This window comes from Bradyrhizobium sp. 159, assembly GCF_023073795.1.
Lineage (GTDB): Bacteria > Pseudomonadota > Alphaproteobacteria > Rhizobiales > Xanthobacteraceae > Bradyrhizobium.
This window is the reverse complement of sequence record NZ_JADPKE010000021.1, coordinates 145,946-166,864: the sequence shown is the minus strand read 5'-3', so window position 1 is coordinate 166,864 and position 20,919 is coordinate 145,946. Positions and strand designations below refer to the sequence as shown.

Genomic DNA, 20,919 nt, shown 5'->3' with positions numbered 1-20,919 from the left:
CGCCAGAGAAACAACAGACTTGGACTGATGTCGTGTCGCCGCGCCAGCGCGGACACGCTTGCACCCGGCGCAAAACTCTCCGCGACAATCGCCGCCTTCTGACCTGCCACCGAACTTTCATCCGGCCGCGGTTAGAGCCTCGGGGTTTTGTACGCCAAGTGGCGCGGTTGGAGCAACGGACGATCGGCGGAGCTGGTCGGGGTTGCGTAGCCGATCGTCCGTTGCGGTGAGGTGGGCGGCATAAGCCGCGGGGGTCATGTATTTCAGCGACGAGTGAGGCCGCTGAAGATTGTAGTCGGCAACCCAATTGGCGATCTTGGCGCGGGCGTCGTCGAGATCGAAGAAGAGAGTCTCGTTGAGCAGCTCGTCACGCATCCGGCCGTTGAAACTCTCGACGAAGCCGTTCTGCATCGGCTTTCCCGGTGCAATGAAGTGCCAGTCGATGGCTGCGTCCCTGCACCAGGCGAGCATGGCATTGCAGGTGAACTCGGTGCCGTGGTCGGACACGATCATTCCTGGCTTGCCGCGTCGTTCGACGACGGCCGCCAGTTCGCGAGCGACGCGTCGTCCTGAGATCGATGTATCCGGAATGGCGCCCAAACATTCCTTGGTGACGTCGTCGACGATGTTGAGAATGCGGAAGCGCCGACCGTTGGCGAATTGGTCGTGGACGAAATCCAGCGACCAGCGCGCGTTGGGCATCGCCTCGACTAGGATCGGGGCACGGGTCCCCACGGCCTTGCGGCGAGCCCGCCGCTTGCGGACGGTGAGTCCTTCTTCCCGATAAAGCCGGTAGATCCGGTTGATCCCCGATGGCTCACCCTCCCGCCGCAGCAGCGCGAACAGCCGGCGGTAGCCGAAACGCCGCCGCTCGTTGGCAAGGTCACGCAGCCGGCCACGGAGAGTCGCGTCCGGAGGACGGCTGGAGCGATAGCGGATCATCTTCCGATCCGCTCCGACAATCGAACAGGCCCGCCGCTCCGACAGGCTCATGACGGCCTGCAGATGCGCGACCGCAGCGCGCTTGGCGGCGGGCCCTACCATTTTTTTGAAAGAAGCTCGCGAAGGGCGGCGGCGTCGAGCATCTGCTCGGCCAGAAGCTTCTTCAGCTTCGCGTTCTCGTCCTCCAGCGCCCTCAGCCGCTTCGCCTCTGAAACGTCCATGCCGCCGAATTTGGCCTTCCAATTGTAGATCGTTGCTTCCGAGACCCCGTCGTCTTTGCCCCAGCCTCATGCTCCTTCAACACTGCGATAATCTGTTCTTCCGTGAACCTTGCTCGCTTCATCTGTCCGTCCTTCTTCGGCCGGACTCTAACTCCATCTGGAGGAAATACGCAGGGGCAGGTCACTTCGCATCGGTCGACCAGCGCCGACGCCGGCCCGTCCCGGTGATGATCTCGACACGCTGCAGCGTGTCGGCGCCGTTTTCAAGGATAGGCGTATGCCTATCCTTATCGCTATCCTTACGACTATCCTTCGACATTGTGACCTCGCGACAAACTATTCCGCGAGATCTTCCTAGCCGACCAGATCAGCCCTCAGCGCGTGGTCCCTGCATGACGCTCACGAACCAACGACGGCGTCCCGTCTCCGTGATCACTTCCAGCCGGCGCGCCGTCACGTCCGACTTAAGCGTATGGTCAAGCATAGACACAAGCCGATCCCTTCAAAGAGATCGTGAAACTCGCCTATCCTGTGTGCCGCGAGAAGGTGGGAGCGGAACGACGCTTACCAACAACGGCTTGCAGCGTTCGTTGTATGTAACGAACCGACGAACACGATCACATCGAGCGGAGAGCTCTGCAGTTAATATACAGATGCTGGGTCAGGCCAACGCGAGGCAACCGAGTCCTTCCTATCTTGAACCCGCAGGGCTCGCGCTCTAGCACAGAACCGCCCGATAGCTATTATCCAGGGCGAAAAACGTGCTTTCGCGCTGCTACCAAAACACGCGCCGCTCAAGGTCGGCCATGATGCGGATAGGCGCTACCCTGGTTTGGCTCGTCATTTTCCGGCCTCGCTACGGCCCGCAATAGTTGCCCAACAATGCGGCGCCGTTGCAACCTTCCTGCAAACTATGAACTGCAGAAATGCCTTCGACCTACAGTGCGTGCTTTCGTTGCAAATCGAACCACAGTCAGTGCGAGATATCCTTACCCAACTGTTCGCTGCGCTTACGCAAGAAATGTGCAGCGCTGACCAGCAATACCATCAGAAACACCGTAAGCGTTGAAACTGCCGCGATTGTGGGGTCAAGCTGGAAGCGCACTTCGTCCCACATGTGCCGCGGCAAGGTGACTGCGCCGGAGCCTGACAAAAACAGCGCAACAACCACCTCGTCGAAGGACGTAAGGAATGCGAAAAGCGCGCCGACAAAGATACCGGGCCTGATCAGCGGCAACGTGACCTGCCAGAAAGCCCCACTAGGCGTAGCCCCCAGACTGATCGCCGCCTGTGCAAACCTTCGATCGATGCCGGCAAGGCTGGCAGTGACGGTGGTCACCACAAAGGGCACCGCCAGGCAGGTATGCGCCAGCACCATCGCAACAGGCGAACCTATTACGCCGTATCGAGAGTACGCATAGTAAATGCCGATCGCGACAACTATCGTCGGTACGATTAGTGGCGAAAGGACGAGACTGGTCACAACGACGCGCAACGGCTGCTGCAAACGTTGAATGCCGATCGCGGCTAGCGTGCCGAGCGTTACTGAGAGTGAAACAACCGCCGTTCCAACCCAGAGACTGAGCCAGGTTGCGGTTAGCCAAGCAGCGTTACCAAAGTAGGCTGCATACCATCTAAAACCAAAGGCGGGCGGCGGAAACGTCAGATAGTCCGCCGAGGAGAACGAGACCGCGATCACCACGAAGATCGGGAACGCGAGAAACATAAGTATCGACCCGACGATTGTCGTCGCCAAGATCCGTATCACTAAAAGATTCCCGCTCATCGCAAGCTCATCCGAAAGGCGCTGCCGACACCGGGCAGGCGGTGTGCTGCGGCGATTAAGCCGAGCGCAGTCGCCAAGAGGACGACTGATAGTGTCGCCGCATACTCCCAATTAAGCTGATCGACCTGTTGAGCAATTAGCATCGAAATCGTAATTTCGCGAGAGTCCCCCACTAGAGCGGGGGTAATATAGAACCCAAGAGCGAGAACGAAAACCAGAAGCACGCCCACTGCTACGCCGGGCATCGAGAGGGGAAGGGTCACCTGATAAAAGGCCCCCCAAGGCGTAGCGCCGAGTGCGGAAGCGGCTCGTGGCAAAGAGGGGTCAATCTGCCGGAGAGAGTTGGCGATCGGCAGAATCATGTAGGGCAGCATGATATGCGTCATTGCAATTTCGGTCGCGAGCGTGGTGTTAAGTAGTCGTAATGGAGCGTCGATCATGCCAAGAGACAATAGCATCTCGTTAATCAGGCCGTGACGGCCGAGCAACACCATCCAAGCATAACTACGCACCAGTATCGACGTCCAGAATGGCAACAGAATCACTATCAGAAGAAATGGTGCACTAGACCGGGCACGTGATAGTGCCAAGGCCACGGGATAAGCGAGCACCAGACTGGCAAGGGTAACAACAAATGACGTTCTGAGCGTCGTCCAAAAGGTCTTGACAAATACGATGTCGTCGACGAGCGCCGCATAATGTACTAATGACCAGTTAGGAGCGCTGACGCTGCGCAACAACATCGAGCAAACTGGTATTGCGTAGAGCACGACCATGAATACGAACAGTGGTGTTACGAGTAGTAACGGAATGGCTGCCTTCGTCAGCCTAGCACGCCCCTTGCGCTCCAGAAGTGACGACGGAACCATACTAATAACCTCGTCAGACATGTGTGTCTTATACCAGGATTGTGTCGGCTACCGACCAAACGATCTTTGTGCGCTCTCCAATGGCACGGCGACGGACGGAAGCGCTCGTAGACTCCCTAAGAATGACTGAGGTCCCATCATCAGTCTTCAAAACATACCTGCAGCGCTCACCAGCGAAGACAGCTTCAGCTACGGTAACGGGCATGACGTTAACCGCCGTCTCGGAGTCAACACGTCCATCGGCAAAGTGCAAGCGCTCGGGCCGAATTGTCAGCGCCACCTTTGATCCACTCACGGGAGTCCCCAGTGGCACGGCCCGCATTACACCGCCTTGGCACTCGACCAGAACGGTGCCGTTTTCAGTGCCGCGTACGGTGGCAGGTAGGAAGTTCGACTCGCCAATGAAGCCAGCTACAAAGCGGCTGGAAGGCCGGTCGTAAAGCTCTTCGGGACGACCTACCTGCACCAACTCTCCATCGTTCATAACCGCGATGCGGTCCGACATTGTAAGCGCCTCTTCCTGATCGTGCGTGACTAAGATGAAGGTAATGCCAAGATCGGCATGCAGGCGACGGATCTCGAGTTGCAGGTTCTCGCGCAGCTTCTTATCGAGCGCACTCAGCGGCTCGTCCATCAAAAGCAGCTGTGGTTTGAACACAATAGCTCGAGCGAGCGCTACTCGCTGTTGTTGCCCGCCTGAGAGCTGGCGCGGATAGCGACCACCATACCCAGGCAGGTGCACCAACTCGAGAGTCTGGCCGACCAGCTTCTCTCTTTCCGGTTTTGGTACGCCGCGCTGCTTCAAAGGAAATCCGATGTTCTCGGCAACGGTCAGATGAGGAAAAAGAGCGTAGTTTTGAAAAACCATCCCGATGTTGCGGCGGTAGGGAGGCAGCCCTACCACAGATTTCCCATCAATTGTGATATCGCCTGCAGTCGGGTCCTCGAAGCCTGCGATCATCATCAGCGTTGTTGTCTTGCCCGATCCGCTTGGGCCTAGAAGGGTGAGAAACTCACCTTTCTGGATATCAAGTGAAACGCCGGCCACGGCGCTGACGCCGCCATAGTTCTTCTGCAAGACGTTGAGACACACTGATGCGCCGCAAATAGAATTGGAATCGCGAGGCAACGAAGAACCCAACGCTTGCTTCATGAAAACCTTTCGGAGCGGCCTTAAGGCCGATGCTGATGCTGATGCTGACAAGGACCTAGCCCAACAGCCACTTGTTAAACTTCGCTTGGGTCGCGGGTCCGTTTTCAAACCACCAATCATCGTTGACAAGAACGAGCTGCTTCTTGATTTCGGGCGAACTCGGCAGGATCGCCAACCGCTCTGGCGGGATGTATTTATTGGCGGCTTCGTTGGTAGTCCCGTACGCAATGGACATCGCGAAGCGGGCTTGTGGAATTGGCATCGTGGAATAGGCAACGAATTTCATTGCATTGGTTTTATTCTTTGCGCCTTTGAGCACGCCCCAGGAATCGCGCCTTAAGAGCCCTTGATTCCAACAAATCGCTGCCGGCACACCTTGCTCCTTGAGCGCCTCCATGCGCCCGTTCCAGACAGTGGTCATGACGACCTCGCGGTCAGTCAACATCTGAATCGGCTGAGCTCCAGTCTCCCACCATTTGACTACGCTCTTCTTGATCTTGTCGTAGCTGGCCAGCGCCTTGTCTACGTCAATCGGGTAGACCTTGTCTGCCGGCACACCAGCAGCCATCAGCGCGAATTCCATCTCGGGGGGACCGCCAGCCCCAATACCGTACATTGCCCGATTTCCAGGGAATTTCTCTGTATCCCAGAAATCGGCCCAACTCGCGGGCGCAGCGCCCTTGAACGCATCAGCTCGGTACCCCAACACCTGAGCCCACGTCATCATCTCTATCCCATAGTCGAAGCGGTATTCCTTAGCCACACCATCATCTATGAGCGAGTAGTCGATGTTTTCGAAGTAGCTGCCCCCCGTATTCAGGCGCATCATCGATCTGCGGCTGGTGCTGATCACATCCCATTCGAGATTGCCAGTATCCACCATTGCTTTGACTTTCGCGGGGTCAGCATCCGGAAAAGCACGCACCTTTATCCCGGTCGCCTTTTCGAAAGGCTCGAACCAAGCCTTCTGCTGTGCCGCCTGATATGAGCCACCCCACGAGGCGATGCGGACCTCTCCTGAGCCTTTCAGGATATCTGGGATGGTTGTTTGCTCTGGCAAAGCAGGTTCAGCGGCAGCCGAACGGATGACTGATGGTGCGGCAAGCCCGGCGATGATCAAGCCTACGGCACGGCGGCGACTGATTGTGCCGATTGGACGGTTATTCATGAAAGCAAGCCTCCCTGTTTGGCAGCGCTGGTCGAAGTAAATCTTCGCGGAGTCGGCTAGAGTTTGGTCTATGCCGTTAGTCTTCTTCGCGATCATGCTCCGCTGCGGATGCGAATGTCGTCGAATCTTCACGAACAATGAATGTGAAATTGACCGTGATGGCGGGGAAATGCTGCAAAATCCTGGCCACCCTTGCCGTTTTCCCACCCGAAGGAACCCGCCGGCAGCAAGTCCAAGGGCAATGAGTCTTGCGGTTTGAAAATGACTGGCGCGATCGAGAGCAACTACGCACCGATCGTGAAAGGCCGCGGTGGTTGCACAATTTCAAGGCCCCGGATGGTCGTCCCGCCAAACGACGGCACAAGGTCTTGATGCCACGTTAGTCAGCTGCGCCTGCGTGAGCCTTCCGGGCAGCGGTTCGACGCTGTAGTCGTAAACCTGCAGCATACCCTGTAGCGCGATTTGGCCCGGACTCTCCCATTGTTTTCTAATGCAATCTACGTAGGGCCGCCAGCTTTGCCCAGGGTCAGGTCACTCCAACGTCGCCAACAAAGAGAAGTCTGATCTACGGCCAGCGAAAATATGCTGACCACCGGCGGCCGCCAAACGAAGCGGCCAGGGTCCATTCGCTTGGAACAAAGCGACAGTTCCAAGCCCCTCGCCGAAGCGACTTGATCAGCGAGCTAGCGCTGGCACCGGAGCCGAAGAAGTCGATGGCGAACGGATTTCCAGCAGAGCTAAGGCGGCATATTTTTGCTCATGTCAGTGCGACGCGCTGCGATCATTCTTGCGCCTGCTGCTATCGCAATCAGCGCCACTCCAGAATACCCAACGGCCGGGACAACTCGGTTAGATCTCGTCGGGTTCACGGTTACTCGACCAGTCCTGCCGAGACGATCTTTATGGACTCGCCGCCGCTTCAGCAACAGTCGACCGGAGTTGGGTCCGGTATCACCATGCGGCCACGAGGCCGACCGTTCATCATCGCCCCGATCCGAAACGTTCGTCGCCAGTCGGCTGCCATATCGCCGAGTGTCGACGCGACTCCGCACGTCTATTTGAAAAACGATCGTGATCTTCTCACCATCAGTTCATCGACGAAGCCAGCCAGTCTCAACAACGGGGGATCCCTTTAGCGAACTAACTCCTCTTGATCAGGAAGCCAGCAGGCGTGCAGTGAAGCCTCAAACGCATCAGTGGCGACTCTTCTGCCCCGCGCGTTCCTCGACGTTGCGGCCGTGGAGCTGCTAAATCGCGTAGAATGCGGCAATGTGCTTCAACGCCTGCTTGCGACACGAGGCCGTCATCATCGTAGGGGGGACTGGCTTTGCGTGGCCTAACGAATATAAAGTGTGGTCGTTGGCACCGGATAGCTAAGGTCGAGGCCCTCGATCAGTGGATGGTTGACACGATAGCTTCACATATGGGTCCCTGCGACACACCGTCGATCAGAATTTCGGCCGTCAAAAGCCGTCGCCGTGGATCTGGCTGAGACGGTGCAGTTACTCCAAGCAATATCTCTCCGTACTCCCCGCTCTGGAGCGTAATGCTTGCTACTTGATCGTGCGCAGTCCAGCCAAGGGCCGGCAAAAGTCGAGCGCTATAGACAGCCGTGCGCTCCACGTTGTTGCGTATCTTTATTGTGTATGTGAGCTGACTGTTTGGGCTCGTTTCAGAGAGATACGGGAGCATTCTTGCCCAGAACAGATCGATAAAGTGGTTTGCGGGTTCACTTACCACTTCTCGAAAGGCTGCTTCTTTACGTTCGATGTAGTCGGTGTATTCCGCTATCCTCGATTGATCCACGTCAATCAGCTTTCCGTGCCCTGGACACACGAGGTTGGGGTTCATCTTCTGGATGACAGTCGCACATCGGTGATGCATTTCCAGCTGAAAGCTGTTTCGCATAACAGTAGATTGAACAAGAATCTCGCGGTTAATCCCTCCGGCCTGTGGATTAAAAAGAAACAGATTGTCTCCTCCGAAGGCGATCCGCTTACCATCGATGATACCGAGAACTATTGCGTGATATTCGGTTTGCCCCGGGGCGTAATGAACTTCAAAGTCGAATCCTCTCCAGCGAAACTTTTCGCCGTCACTCAGGATCCTTTGCACCTCAATCGGCTTGTGGAAGCAACATGGCGTACTTGCCCAGGCAGCAGGATCTTTAATGATCTCAGCAACGCGGTCGAGAGCCCAGCACTGTGTGCCGAAACGCCTTTGTAGGAATGGTATTCCGCAGATATGGTCGTCATGAATGTGCGTAGGAACAACGAGTTCAATGTCCCGCACTCCATAATCGTCGCGCAGTTGGTCAATATGATGCTCGATGAAACGCAGAGCCTGCAATCCGTCGTGATCGGCGGAACAATGGAGATGCCCAATAGAGGCCAATCCATAGTCGATCAGCATTGCGTGGCCGCTCCCACTCAGCACAACATAGAAATTGGAGCAGGTGTAAGGCCCTGCCCATAGCAAATGCTCCGTAATCGACTGAAGTCTACTCTCTCGGAGAGTCTCCTCGTCACTGAAACGGGCAACGCGGCCCGACGTAAATAGCCTGCCTATGCTGGCCAGCTTTTCCAGGCGCGATTCAAGCTTTTCAATATCGGCCTTCACCTCGCGGATCGTCGCCCCATGGGACGGATAGGCAACATGGACACCTTCTTTTTTTAAGGCGAGGATCGATTGCATCGTAAATTCGATGCCAAGTAAATCGCCGTAGTCATACTCCATCGCGTGGAGCTGATAGAGCTTTCCCCCGCTTGTCATCAGATCGCCGGTAAAAGCAACTGTTTTGCCATCCACTTCGGTGATCAAGCAAACCATACCATATGTATGCCCCTTAGCCGGCAACACCCGGAACTCGTACTCCTTCCAAAGGAAGGTGCCGTAGTCTTCCAGAGTAGCATCGATCGGGAGGTTGACCCCCAACGAGAAAAAGGTGTTGCTGTCATTGAGGTTGTCGTAAACGTGTCGAACCTGCCAATAAGCCTCAACATTTTCGAACAGATGGCGTTCATATTCCGGGACGGCAACTCTAGCGCCGGATTCCTGAACAATCGGCGTGCCCCAACACTGATCCCTGTGGTGGTGGGTATGTAGAACCCAGGCGACGCGGTCGACGCCGATTGTCGCAAGATGTGGCATAACAGCGCCAGACCCCGCATCAATCAGGAGGCACTCAGTACCACTTTTCAGAACGTAAACGTTACAGGTGTCCGGAAACTCCCAAAGATTTTCGGAGCGCTGTATCAACGGCATATCAAATCCTTCGGAGAGCCAAACTAATGGTGGGGCCGATCCACACTCGACGACGATTGCCACAGCCCATGCGGGTCTTAAACTCTGCGATGGCCGTAATCGCCCCAGTAGCTCACCAATTCGTCGGTAAGTTCGGCTCCTCCAGAGTAGAAACATTCCAAGGTCGGTTAATGCAAAAAACTCCCGTTCGAGCCTAAATCGGATGTTGGATCGACCTCTTTCGCCGGATTTCATTATCCCCTAGTGACTCGCAGCCGACGTAGGCCGCTACAGGGAGCGGGTGACCATTTAAATTGCAGACATACTCGGGATGCAGTGCTCTTCGAACTGCCGCTAGGGTATAGAGCTGGTATCGCAAAGGTGTCGATTTAGGTGGCTCATCGGCAACAAGGCTTTTGGAATCCATTCGACCGTTCCTTTCCTACAAGGTAAGCGGCGTGTCTCCCGCACCTTGTTGCTGTTGAGCAGATAGGCAAAATGAGTTCCGTCTTGAAGAGGACGGTTTGCATAGATAATCGAGCATGTTGTCGACGCATCGCAGCTACGGGTCCGGCGGCGCTGGAGCGACGAGGTCAAGAGACGGATTGTCTCGGAATCCGTTGTGCCGGGCGCGATCGTCTCGGACGTCGCGCGGCGCCATGATCTGTCGCCGCAGCATTTGTCGGCCTGGCGCAAGGCGGTGCGCGACGGGTTGTTGAAGATGCCGGAAGGCACAGAGCCGGTGGCGATGGAGCCGGCTGGATCGGTCGCGATCGAGGAAGCGAGTTCATCAAGCGGCGAGGCTGTTAGCTTGCTCGGCGCTCCACGCCCAGGGCATGAGTTCGTCCAGACGCGAGGCCGGCCAGAGGTTGACGAGTCTGGTGAGGACGTCGGCCAGATAGGCCTGCGGCTCGACGCCGCAGAGCTTGCAGGTCTCGATCAGCGAAGCAATGCAGGCCCAGTTCTCAGCGATCGGGGCAGGACCGTCCTGGACAACGTCGAAGAAGCGCCGCCGCAGATGAGCTCAACAGAAGGGGAGCGTGATCGCCGCGTCAGGCGCGGTGTTGGCAATGGTCTTGTAGACGGTATAGCCGTCGCATTGCACGATGCCGCGATAACCGTCGAGCAGCTTCAGCGCGTGGACGGCGCCGCGACCGGGCGCGTAAGTGTAGGCCACTGCCGGCGGATCGGCTCCGCCCCGCGGCCGATCGTCGCGTGCGATCGCCCAGAAGAAGCCCTTCTTGGTACGGCCGCGGCCGGGATCGAGCACTGGCGCTGTGGTCTCGTCGACCGCGATGTTGCGCGCGGTCAGAATGGTCTCGTGCAGCCTGAGCCAGAGCGGACGAAGCTCCGCGGCCGCATAGCCGACCCAGAACGCCAGAACCGAGCGCTTGATGTCGATGCCCTGCGCCAGCAGCATCTGAGCCTGCCGATAGAGCGGCAGGTGCCAGGCATATTTGGCGACCAGCACATGGGCGACCATCGCCTCGGTCGGCAAGCCGCTCTTGATCAGCCGCTCCGGTGCCGGCGCCTGAACCACGCCATCCGTGCAGGCCCGACAGGCGTATTTGGGACGGTGGGTGACGATCACGCGGAACTGCGCCGGGACGACGTCGAGCCGCCGTGAGGTCTCCTCACCGATCACATGCAGAGGCGCGCGGCAGCACGGGCAGCAGGGCACTTCCGGGGCAATCGTGACGGCGATATGCGGCAGATGGGCCGGAAGCGCACCACGGCTGGCGGGACGCCGTTCAGCGCGCTGGCGTGCGCCTGCCGTGTCCGGAGGAGGCTCAATGGACGGCGGCTATCGATAGGATCATAGTATCCATTAGGCGCAGGCCGGTGCATCGCGGTGACCGCTCGAGCGGGGGCTCACTGGTTTGATCGTCGCTCGATCATAGAAACAGCTTGGCGAAGGCATGCAGATCAGCCGTCTGGCGGTGACCCGTTCTGCGCAATGCGTTCCCTCGAAACCGCAGGTGTTAAGATAGCCTGGCGCGCTCCGGTTCGACGATCGCGGTTGGCGTCGCCATCACGGTACGGATGCAGCTGATGCGCTTCTTTGCCCGCACTTGGCGCGCCGCTGCTGCCAGGTGAACACTTTTTGCTGTCTCACCCACCTCGACGGGCAAATTTCGCCGTGTGAGCGTTTACTGTCCAAGGCCTGCCTCAGACGGTCGGCGCCACGATCGGCCAATTAGGGCTGACCGTTGATCATTGGCTGCCCAATGCTGGCCTGGTCGGTCAAACCCCACTTGTGCAGAAGCTGGCCATAGGTGCCATCGGCGATTATCGCGGCTAAGGCCGTCTTTAATTCTTCTCCGAATTGAAGATTATCTTTCCTAAAAGCGAAACCGGTCATCAACTTGACCACAGGTTTACTAATTATTGCGTACCGGTTCCCCTCCAGTTTGTTTTGATACGCGATGACGCCTTCACCAGTGATAGAGGCGTCGGCACGGTCCTGTTGTACGAGGAGCCGGCTTTGCGCCGTATTCTCGCTGGCTGCCACCTCAATCGCTGGCTTGCCGGCTCTGACGCAATTATCCTCGCTCCATTTCGCGATTCCCTGGATCTCGATAAGGCTTGAACGTGTCGCAGCGACGCGCTTGCCGCATAAAGCCTCGATGTTCGTGAAACGGTCGGCTTTCGCACTTAAGGTGTAAAATATCTGATTAGAATATACGTAATCAATGAAGTTCGCATTAGCTCGACGCTCGGGCGTATCCCCCATTGTGCCCAACAGGATATCGGCGCGCTTTGTATTCAGCGGCGCAAAGCTGATCATCAACGCGTAGCTTGTCTCGGTCCAGCTGACCTCCGCTCCGATCTTCATTGCCATCGCTTCTAGAACATCAATGTTGAAGCCGGCTACCTTGCCAGTCTTTTCATCTTTGAATTCGAACGGAGGATAGGTCGTCAGCGCCATTGCGTTGATAACTCTCTTTGCGGCTTGCGCGTACGCATCGGCGGCCATGAAGCTAAATATGGCTGCAGTAACGCTCATCGTTAGGCGGCCGGCCCGGTTTGAGAACATTTTGAATCCCCCTTTTCTAGTTTGAAACGTCGTGCTTCCGCTTCAATGAAGCAGATGCGATTGGCTCCCGAATGCGAGCAAGCACTGGATCACTCGGTAGCCGGTCGGATCGCGCGCCCCCGGACCGCCGTGGCACGGAAGCTCGGCCCACCAACCTGATTCCCGTCATTTGAGATGCACCCTAACCACATCCATGCCTGTCACACCGGTTTTTGGATCGGGCGCTAAACACTTCTACAGTGCGCATCCATTCAGGGTTTGCGGTTGCGCGACGCCGGTCCAGTGCTCGAATTAGCATGGCTCGCACGCTGACAGCCCCAGGTTTGTACTGCAGCCAGAGACCTTGCTGCGAGGTGCGCTTGCTTCTCCGAACGATGCGTCGGTAAACCCGCTGACACGGACTCGGTAAAATGGCTGGCCACCTCCTACTCTTCGGCCGCATCGAGATGGCTTCCCGGCCTAACTATGAGCAAGATCCCTTTTAATCGCTACTGTATTGCTTTAGCGGGATGAATTGGCGCGCGAAAGGCCCGAGCTGAGCCCAAAATCTGCAAATATCAATTTTTTTTGCTCGATTTCACCGCACGCCATCCCCTTTCACACCCTGCTGGACCGACGCGTCCTCCACAAACGCCCTCCTGTTTAATCGCGATATGATCAAGAACCGGCTCATGCAACCGGCGTAGTATGCTCTATTGCGCCAATGATTATCTTTTTGCTGAATTGCGGCTCAAACATCGAACCACGACGTTTGATCGTGGACATTGCCTAGGCGATCGCAACGTTTGATGTTTGCTATCAGATTACATACAGACCAACGATAAATAGTTGAGCCAAAACCTGCTCAACCTCAACCGCGCCAATTACCGGGATCCCCTCCATGCCAGACGGTGACATTTCAACTTGGCGGCCGCTCGCGAGGTAGAACGATTTCTCGGATTGCGCGATGGCTACAAACAAACTCCTGTGATTTCCCTAACGAGCCTTACTCGTGAGATCGTAGTTGGTTCGATAAGAACGAAGGCCGTCCTCTCGACTTGGGTTGTTTCCAAAGCTTTGGGGTTTCCTGCTGTTTTTCCGAATACTGGCTCGACGAAGCTAGTCGGCAGCCCCGGAGTTGCAAACGCCTGCCGTTGCAGCAGGTATGATCTCTCTTGCGCTACTAATGGCGACCACGGCCGATCAGTTGCTCACCGACCCAAATTTGTCGGCGCCCAGTGCGTAATCTTCGTTCATTCGGGCCTGGGTCGGGATCGTATCTCCGCCATTGCCCGCCTTGGCTCGCAGATACTTTCGTGTCGATGGTAACTATGACGAGGCAACCCGAGTTGCGGCGGAACAGGGTTTTTGACACCTCGTGGCCGGGCTACGTGCGGATCCTAAACCTGATAATGCAGGGTACACTGCCGTACTCAGCGAAGCGCTGCGACAGCTGCCTGAACGACCCACTCGTGTCTTCGCTCAATCCAGTATTGGTGGTATTTCTGCTGATGGCGGGCACTTATCGGTGCTGCTCGGTCTGACCGTTCGTTTTTTTGCTGTTGTCGATCGCTCGCGTGCGGTGCGTCTCTTTTGAAGCGCGCGAGTGGGTATCTCCTGAAAGCTGTTCATGCACAATCGACTGTAATGGCAACGTCTCCAATGCTATGAGCCTTTTTCTTATCGCTTGGCGTATACTTTCACGTACAGCCGACGCATCCGAACCGTCGATGACGAGGAAAGCAATCGACGCGATGAAACGTCCGGCAACGACGGATAGCAATCCGGTAAGCGGTGGCGTTGGTGTCGCAGCGTTACTAAAGGCTGCATATGATCCAGAGGCGAGCAAAATTTGGTTTAGTGCGCCAAGGGCCCCGCGAAGAACCCGAACTTGCGCAAGAACACGCGGACGGGTGAAGCGAACTCGTCGGCCGACCGATGAATGTCACGGCTGCAACAGCTACTTGTTCATTCCGACAGTGACGACAGAGCTTTACTTGCAACAGTTAAAGGGCAGTCTACTGCGCAGACGCTCAGATTCTGGCACGGACGGGCTTCGTGCCTTCTTGCGCAGGGCGCATGAAATAAGAGCATTTCGATACTGGACAACATGCTCTATACAATTGTGTCTCCCCTCATTGACCGCCGCTCAGCCCGCCGCAGCACGGGGACACGGCGGATGCTGCGATGAATCCAGCGTCTTCGGCACAAGAAGACGCTATTAACACGCGGTCCCTTGCGAAGACCTTACGTGTTCTTCAGCGCCACGCGGAATTCGGCTTCGGTCTTGGCCTTGACCTCCTCGAGTGTGACGCCGTCGGCGAGCTCGATCAGGGCCATGCCGCCGTCGCCGTGCTTGTCGATGGTGAAGACGGCGAGATCGGTGACGACCATGTCGACCACGCGCTCGCCGGTGAGCGGCAGGTTGCACTGCTTCAGCAGCTTCGGACCGTCCTTGGCGGAATGCTCCATCACAACGACGACGCGCTTGACGCCGGCGACGAGATCCATCGCGCCGCCCATGCCCTTGACCATCTTGCCCGGGATCATCCAGTTGGCGAGGTCGCCGTTCTGGGCCACCTGCATGGCGCCGAGGATCGACAGATCCATGTGACCACCGCGGATCATGCCGAAGGAATCGGCGCTCGAGAAATACGAGGTCGAGGGCAGTTCGCTCACGGTCTGCTTGCCGGCGTTGATCAGGTCCGCGTCCACCTCGTCTTCATAGGGGAACGGGCCCATGCCGAGCATGCCGTTCTCGCTTTGGAGGCTGACGTCAATGCCGTCGGGGATATAGTTCGAGACCAGCGTCGGGATGCCGATGCCGAGATTGACGTAATAGCCGTCACGCAATTCCTTCGCGGCGCGCGCAGCCATCTGTTCACGGGTCCAGGCCATGTGACTCTCCTGATCTTAGGCGGCAGTACGCGGGCGGGTGTTGCGGAATTCGATGCGCTTCTTGGCCGTGCCGACCTCGACGATGCGCTTCACGAAGATGCCGGGCGTATGGATGTGGTCCGGATTGAGTTCACCGGCGGGAACCAGATGCTCGACCTCGGCCACCGTGATCTTCGCGGCGGTCGCCATCATCGGGTTAAAGTTGCGCGCAGTCTTGCGGTAGATGAGATTGCCGGCGGTGTCGCCCTTCCAGGCATGCACGATGGCGAGGTCGGCGAACAGGCCGCGCTCCATCAGGTACTTCTCGCCGTCGAATTCCTTCACTTCCTTGCCTTCGGCGATCAGCGTGCCGACGCCGGTCTTGGTGTAGAAGGCCAGGATGCCGGCGCCGCCGGCGCGGATGCGCTCGGCCAGGGTGCCCTGCGGATTGAATTCGAGTTCCAGCTCGCCGGCGAGGAATTGCTGGGCGAACAGCTTGTTCTCGCCGACATAGGACGAGATCATCTTCTTGATCTGGCGGGTTTCGAGGAGGCGGCTGAGACCGATCCCGTCGACGCCTGCATTGTTGGAGACCACCGTCAGGCCCTTAACGCCGGACTCGCGGATCGCGTCCGACAGCTCCTCGGCGATGCCGCAGAGGCCGAAGCCGCCGGACATGATCATCATGTTGTCTTTGAGAATGCCAGAGAGAGCCGACTTGGCGTCGGGATAGACCTTGTTCATGAATTGCGTGACTTATAGAAGGGGTTGATGCCCGGAAGCACCGACTAGTGAAACTTGTTCGATGGGACCGCACGGAGGGGGACCGCACAAAGGGCCATTGCCGAGTACGCCACACGGGACTTACGTGCGCATCACTGCGCGGCAGCGCATCAACGTCGATGACCGCCTTGGACCGGCCCTGTTAAGTCGACATATTTAGCTCGTATCATGCAATGTTTTGGCGCCATTTGGGACGAACGGTCTAAGCTCGGAGATCACCGCGCTTTGCGTTCGCACATTCAGTTCGAAAGCTTCCTCGTTTTTTCCACGAGGCGCGCTATATAGGTCAATTGCCGAGAAAGTCGGCCGCGTTTTCGGCTATGATGCGCATATATTCAGCGTACTTTTCTTCTTAGCGCAGGAATTGGTCGTGACGATTCCGGCGCCCGAAACTGAGCAACTGCATAGTCGGCATCACGCCAACAATTGTATTGTCTGGACGGATTGAGCTGCGCAACTCTGAAGCTTAACCATGAATAGAATGAACATGGTTGGACTGATGACGTTCCCCAGATCGCCGCGGTTCATCCGAAACTGTCTGGAGCGTGATCTCGGCCAGGTCGCGACGAGACCGCACCACCGTTAGCGGGCATGGTTTCCCCGTCGTCCAACTCGCTCGGCCGGGACTTCTCAGCCAGGACGTCGGCGAGCCGGGCTTGTGGATCCACGTCTTTCAATTTGGCCGTGACGATCAGGCTGTACGTCACCGCGGCACGGTCGCCGCCACGAGAACCAAGACTTCCGCCCGAGGGCGATACCGCGCAGAGCTCTTACTGGGCGTTGTTAAAGGGCATGATGCTGTCGACGCCTCGTTTCCGGGTTTTACCAAGGCCGAGATAGGAGCGTCTGGAGCATGAAACGGTGGCAGGCGTCCTGTCCATGAGCTGCGAGCTCGCGTGTTACTTGGCTGCCCCCTACGACTTGCCCGGCTGCGCTGTGAGCGCAGATCCGTAGATGTCGTGCAAGCCACTGGCTCCGAAACAAAGGAGAACCAAGCATGAGAATCGTCGGCATGGACATCCACCGATCCTTCGCCCAGGTCGCTATTCTGGAGGACGGTGTGATAACCCGACGACTCCGTGTAGATCTTGTCCACGATAGACTTGTCGCGTTCGCCAAAACACTCAGCCGAGAGCATGAAGCGGTCATCGAGGTGACGGGCAACAGCGCGGCGGTCGAACGTCTTCTGCGCCGGCATGTTAAGCGCGTTGCGGTCGCCAACCCGAGGCTTGTTCGAGCGATCGCCTATGCGCGAATCAAAACGGATAAGATCGATGCTAAAACCCTGGCAAAGTTGCATACTGCCGGTTTTTTGCCTGAGGTCTGGGTTGCCGACGAGGATACCTACGGCCGCCGGCGCCAGATGGCGGAGCGCGCTGGCGTCTTGGCGCAGATCGTCAGAATTAAGGGACGCATGAAGGCAATCCTGCATGCCAATCTCATGCCGCCCTACAAAGGCCACCTCTTCGGCAAGTCCGGGCAACGTTGGCTCGAGAGTCTGTCGCTTCCACCGGAAGAATATGCGATGCTCCAGCGTCTGATCGCGGAACTCGAACGCGTGACAAAACAGCTGTTGGAGATCGACAAAGTCGTGGCGCAAGAGGCTCTGGATGATCCACGGGCCCTCAAGCTGATGACGATTCGCGGTGTGAGTTCGGTCGTTGCTTCGACTGTGCTGGCTTCGATCGGCGACATCGCACGCTTCCCGTCACCGGATAAGCTGAGCAGCTACTTCGGTTTGACCCCTCGGATTCGACAATCGGGAGAGCGCCCGGCAAGACATGGTCGCATTTCGAAACAGGGTAATCGTGACGCCCGCAAGATGCTGGTTGAAGCGGCCTGGTCAGCCAAGACGGCGCCAGGGCCGCTGCGGGCCTTCTTCAACCGCATCCAGAGGAAGCATGGGCCCGGGTCGCGGCCGTCGCAACGGCAAGTAAGCTCGCAGTGATGATCTGGCACATCCTGACGACCGGGAAAGATTATGCTTACGCGCGCCCAGCGTTTACAGCGATGAAACTCCGGAAGGTGGCACTCAAGGCTGAGGCGCCGCGTGCCTATAACAAGGCTGGCCCGGGTCGGGACTACTGGATCAAGGAACTCCGCGAGCGGGAAGCTGGCTACGTCGCACGCGTCGAGCAGGCGTACGAGCGCAAGCCAAAAAAAGTTGTCATGAACTGACGGGAGAGCTTCTCAACACACATCCGTGGACAGGCAGATGCGGCCATCGTCGGAGAAGCGGGTAAACGCATCCCAGCGCTCGAGCATGTAGTCCTTCCTTCGACATCGTTGCGGCGTGAGAGCTTGGAGCGTTGTTCGCGCATCGAGACCGTCAGATCAGCGACCAGCGGGACACTGCGCTCCTAGCGCACGGCCCGACGCCCCTCGGGCGTCTCCCCGTTGATGCCGCGCTCGGCTCGAACAGGGCATCGATCCGGCGGACTGCTTCCATCGCCAATGGCAAGATCACCGCTGAGTTTCTGCCATGTACTTTGTGGCACGCATTCTCCGCTAGATCAGCCATCACGAAGAACGGTCAGGCATCTACCCAGCACGCCGGTCTCAGCGATCGGACCTACGTTGCTGCCCAGTCGTAAAGCTTGCCATAACCGCTATAGGCAACAGCCTGGAAGATACCGCTATAGCCGGCCAGATGCGCCTGGGGACGCTCGCCGGCGCGATCTCGCGAGTAATCAAACACTGGCCCCAACTGCGCAGCCACCAGCCTGGTCGGCCAGGGTCGACGGGCTGATCGGCACGCCTTCCTTACCATAGGGTTGGGCCGCCGGTTCAACGGTTGGTGCTGGCTGAACTTCCCGAACAGCACCATCGCCAGTAAGCTGGGGCCGGCCCAACCTCGGCGATGACGTGGAACGGCGCCGGGGCCTAGCTGATCTTCTCGCAATCACGGCAGCTGAACTTCTCCCGTACATGCTGGATCACCTTCCAGAACTTCGGAATCACCTCCAGCGGCTCGGTAATGTCCTCCCGAGCTTGGACAAACCACGAGCCGCTGCAGCAGGCGCACGATGTTGGTCCCGGCACGAGCACCCGCTCGCGAGGCAGATGGTCCGGGAACGGCTGGCGCGACGGCCTCTTGCGCGTTCGGCGGCGAATTCGCCTTCAGTCGCTAAGGCCTCGAGCTCCTCCAGCGTCAGTTCTAGCTTTCCAGCAGCTTTGCGTTACGCTCTGAACGAGGGCCATAACGATCACAGTTCAGCTTTTCGAGCTTCAGGTGAGCGATCAGCGCATGGTCGTCGCAATGCTGGGCGCGAACGCTGGCAAGTTCGGCCGTGCGTCGCCAGCAATGCCGTTTGCAGCGCGTCTATGTCTTCCGGCAGCTTCTCAGGACCCTCACCTATGCACCGATGGATTCACAAAAGCCGCAATTTGGCGCGCGCTTTTGCAATCTCACGGGATTATTACGCAACCTATCGTGCGCTCTGCGGCCACCAGCTGTGTTGCGGGTTGCGCTAATCGATTGCCTCCAGCAGATAGCCATCTGACCGCAGTCAGCGATACCGCGCATCCCACGGTCGCTGGCCAGATGACATGGCCTTTTCTCACCTGGGGTTGCATATGCGTGTATCCCGGGGTTGCCCGGCAAGGAAGGAGATGATGCGATGCAAGAGGTTTGTGCCTTCGTTGGTCTTGAGATAAGGAGACAATTAGCGTGCCGGTGGCGGACGCTGGACGAGCGGGCGAGGTTCGCCATGTCGGCACGATTAAAAACGATCCGACAGCGATCGGCAAACCTGCTTGGAGTTTTGACGCGTCGACATGGTGTGAGTCGAGTTCGTCTACGAGGCTGGATCGTGCGGCTACCACGATCAGCGTCACTCTGGGCAATGGGCATGATCTGCAGAGTGTGCGCCCCGTCGCTCACACCACGCAAGCCAGGCGAGCGGATTCGATCGGCGCGACGCAATCGTTTTAAGCTCGTCTGCATCGGGACGGCGAGCTTAGCTATGTTTGGGTACAACACGCGCTTCATAGAGGCGGCGCGACTTGGTGCGGGCGCGGCGCGCAGCTGGTCAAGATGTTCGCCGGGACCACATCCGCATCCAGGCGTTTCATCTTATGCGACCTCGCTTCGAGGGAAGGCCTGGAGCCGCGGCAGAGGATATGGCTCTGCAACAGGGCGTTCGCCCATCCGGTACAACATATTGCACCTCAGACCTACCTGAATGTGCTCGAGCATAATGAAGCGCGCAAAACGGGAATCAAGCAACTACCGCGATGTGGTACCCTTTTCGTCATAGCCTCTCCGGGATCGGCAACATCGGCTGACTGCGGTCCAGCGCCTGGATTTGCGACTTTCGTCAACACACAGAACGATGGGCGTGTGCCGCGGCGAGACGTAAAGGCCGACAACGTCGCGTACCTTGGCCACGAAGTTCGGATCGGTCGAGAGCTTGAATGCCTCCAGCCGGTGCGGCTGGAGCCCGAAGGCCCGCCAGATGCGTTGCACCCTCGACACTGAGAGGCCGGTGGTCAGCTTTCCAGCGTTCTCACGATCACGCCTTCGATGCGACCATCGTCAATGGTGCGCGGTGCCCTCGAGCGCGGCTCATCGTACAACTCGGCCGCGCGCCGCTCCACAAAGCACCGCCGCCATTTGCCTACCTTTCCTCGCTCTACGTCCAACTTGGCCGCCACTTCCTGTTCTGACCGCCCTCCGCGTAGGTCAACACGATCCGGGTTCTGACAGCCAGCGCCTTCACCGCCTTTCGCCGCGTTGTCAGCGACTGAAGTTCGGCACGCTCATCATCGCTCAATATACCAACGGCGCAAGTCGCTGAGCCACCATATATCCTCCGTGACTGCTGCAATCTTCAGTCTGCCTCAGCGGTGCGAATCTGGC

Annotated in this window: 10 protein-coding genes and 6 pseudogenes; 1 reads left to right on the top strand and 15 read right to left on the bottom strand. The window is 57.8% G+C overall.

Annotation, left to right across the window (positions count from 1 at the left end; all coding sequences use genetic code 11):
• The 13 genes and pseudogenes from IVA96_RS04840 to IVA96_RS04780 form a co-directional block, all read right to left on the bottom strand.
• A partial coding sequence (locus tag IVA96_RS04840; protein ID WP_247415645.1) for a transposase occupies window positions 1-110 on the bottom strand: 110 nt, incomplete at its 3' end.
• Between the two features lie 7 nt (window positions 111-117).
• Window positions 118-1,056 (bottom strand): annotated as a pseudogene (locus IVA96_RS04835) (IS3 family transposase); the annotation flags it as partial.
• Window positions 1,038-1,163 (bottom strand): IS3 family transposase, encoded by a 126-nt coding sequence (locus tag IVA96_RS04830; RefSeq protein WP_018459430.1) that lies wholly within the window; start codon window positions 1,161-1,163, stop codon window positions 1,038-1,040. The pseudogene IVA96_RS04835 and the gene IVA96_RS04830, both read right to left, overlap by 19 nt.
• A gap of 973 nt (window positions 1,164-2,136) precedes the next feature.
• Window positions 2,137-2,919, bottom strand: coding sequence for an ABC transporter permease (locus IVA96_RS04825; RefSeq protein WP_247415636.1), 783 nt, complete (start codon window positions 2,917-2,919; stop codon window positions 2,137-2,139).
• A 26-nt stretch (window positions 2,920-2,945) separates the two neighbouring features.
• Window positions 2,946-3,839, bottom strand: coding sequence for an ABC transporter permease (locus IVA96_RS04820; RefSeq protein ID WP_247415634.1), 894 nt, complete (start codon window positions 3,837-3,839; stop codon window positions 2,946-2,948).
• Window positions 3,840-3,846: 7 nt separating this feature from the next.
• Window positions 3,847-4,971: an ABC transporter ATP-binding protein gene (locus IVA96_RS04815; RefSeq protein WP_247415631.1), complete on the bottom strand. Its 1,125-nt coding sequence runs from the start codon at window positions 4,969-4,971 to the stop codon at window positions 3,847-3,849.
• Window positions 4,972-5,026: 55 nt separating this feature from the next.
• Window positions 5,027-6,235 (bottom strand): ABC transporter substrate-binding protein, encoded by a 1,209-nt coding sequence (locus IVA96_RS04810; RefSeq protein ID WP_247415628.1) that lies wholly within the window; start codon window positions 6,233-6,235, stop codon window positions 5,027-5,029.
• Window positions 6,236-7,531: 1,296 nt separating this feature from the next.
• The gene (locus IVA96_RS04805; RefSeq protein WP_247415626.1) at window positions 7,532-9,403 is read right to left on the bottom strand and encodes an MBL fold metallo-hydrolase; all 1,872 of its coding nucleotides are present in this window, start codon (window positions 9,401-9,403) and stop codon (window positions 7,532-7,534) included.
• Window positions 9,404-10,172: 769 nt separating this feature from the next.
• A pseudogene (locus IVA96_RS04800) lies at window positions 10,173-11,144 on the bottom strand (IS66 family transposase); the annotation flags it as partial.
• A gap of 435 nt (window positions 11,145-11,579) precedes the next feature.
• Window positions 11,580-12,389: a transporter substrate-binding domain-containing protein gene (locus tag IVA96_RS04795; RefSeq protein ID WP_247415623.1), complete on the bottom strand. Its 810-nt coding sequence runs from the start codon at window positions 12,387-12,389 to the stop codon at window positions 11,580-11,582.
• Window positions 12,390-14,645: 2,256 nt separating this feature from the next.
• Window positions 14,646-15,296: a CoA transferase subunit B gene (locus IVA96_RS04790; protein WP_247415621.1), complete on the bottom strand. Its 651-nt coding sequence runs from the start codon at window positions 15,294-15,296 to the stop codon at window positions 14,646-14,648.
• Window positions 15,297-15,311: 15 nt separating this feature from the next.
• Complete coding sequence (locus IVA96_RS04785; protein ID WP_247415619.1) at window positions 15,312-16,019, bottom strand: CoA transferase subunit A; 708 nt, start codon at window positions 16,017-16,019, stop codon at window positions 15,312-15,314.
• A 563-nt stretch (window positions 16,020-16,582) separates the two neighbouring features.
• Window positions 16,583-16,829, bottom strand: a pseudogene (locus IVA96_RS04780) (hypothetical protein); the annotation flags it as partial.
• Window positions 16,830-17,070: 241 nt separating this feature from the next.
• Between IVA96_RS04780 and IVA96_RS04775 the strand changes: the two are divergent.
• Window positions 17,071-18,236 (top strand): annotated as a pseudogene (locus tag IVA96_RS04775) (IS110 family transposase).
• Between the two features lie 409 nt (window positions 18,237-18,645).
• Here the strand turns inward: IVA96_RS04775 and IVA96_RS04770 are convergent.
• Window positions 18,646-19,417: pseudogene (locus IVA96_RS04770) on the bottom strand (transposase); the annotation flags it as partial.
• Between the two features lie 909 nt (window positions 19,418-20,326).
• Window positions 20,327-20,544, bottom strand: a pseudogene (locus tag IVA96_RS04765) (IS630 family transposase); the annotation flags it as partial.
• Window positions 20,545-20,919: the final 375 nt, after the last annotated feature.

Bases quoted from the DNA above. Each gene is read 5' to 3' on its own strand.
- IVA96_RS04830 (WP_018459430.1), bottom strand. From the start codon at position 1,163: ATGGACGTTTCAGAGGCGAAGCGGCTGAGGGCGCTGGAGGACGAGAAC.
- IVA96_RS04820 (WP_247415634.1), bottom strand. From the start codon at position 3,839: ATGTCTGACGAGGTTATTAGTATGGTTCCGTCGTCACTTCTGGAGCGC.
- IVA96_RS04815 (WP_247415631.1), bottom strand. From the start codon at position 4,971: ATGAAGCAAGCGTTGGGTTCTTCGTTGCCTCGCGATTCCAATTCTATT.
- IVA96_RS04810 (WP_247415628.1), bottom strand. From the start codon at position 6,235: ATGATCGCGAAGAAGACTAACGGCATAGACCAAACTCTAGCCGACTCC.
- IVA96_RS04805 (WP_247415626.1), bottom strand. From the start codon at position 9,403: ATGCCGTTGATACAGCGCTCCGAAAATCTTTGGGAGTTTCCGGACACC.
- IVA96_RS04795 (WP_247415623.1), bottom strand. From the start codon at position 12,389: ATGAGCGTTACTGCAGCCATATTTAGCTTCATGGCCGCCGATGCGTAC.
- IVA96_RS04790 (WP_247415621.1), bottom strand. From the start codon at position 15,296: ATGGCCTGGACCCGTGAACAGATGGCTGCGCGCGCCGCGAAGGAATTG.
- IVA96_RS04785 (WP_247415619.1), bottom strand. From the start codon at position 16,019: ATGAACAAGGTCTATCCCGACGCCAAGTCGGCTCTCTCTGGCATTCTC.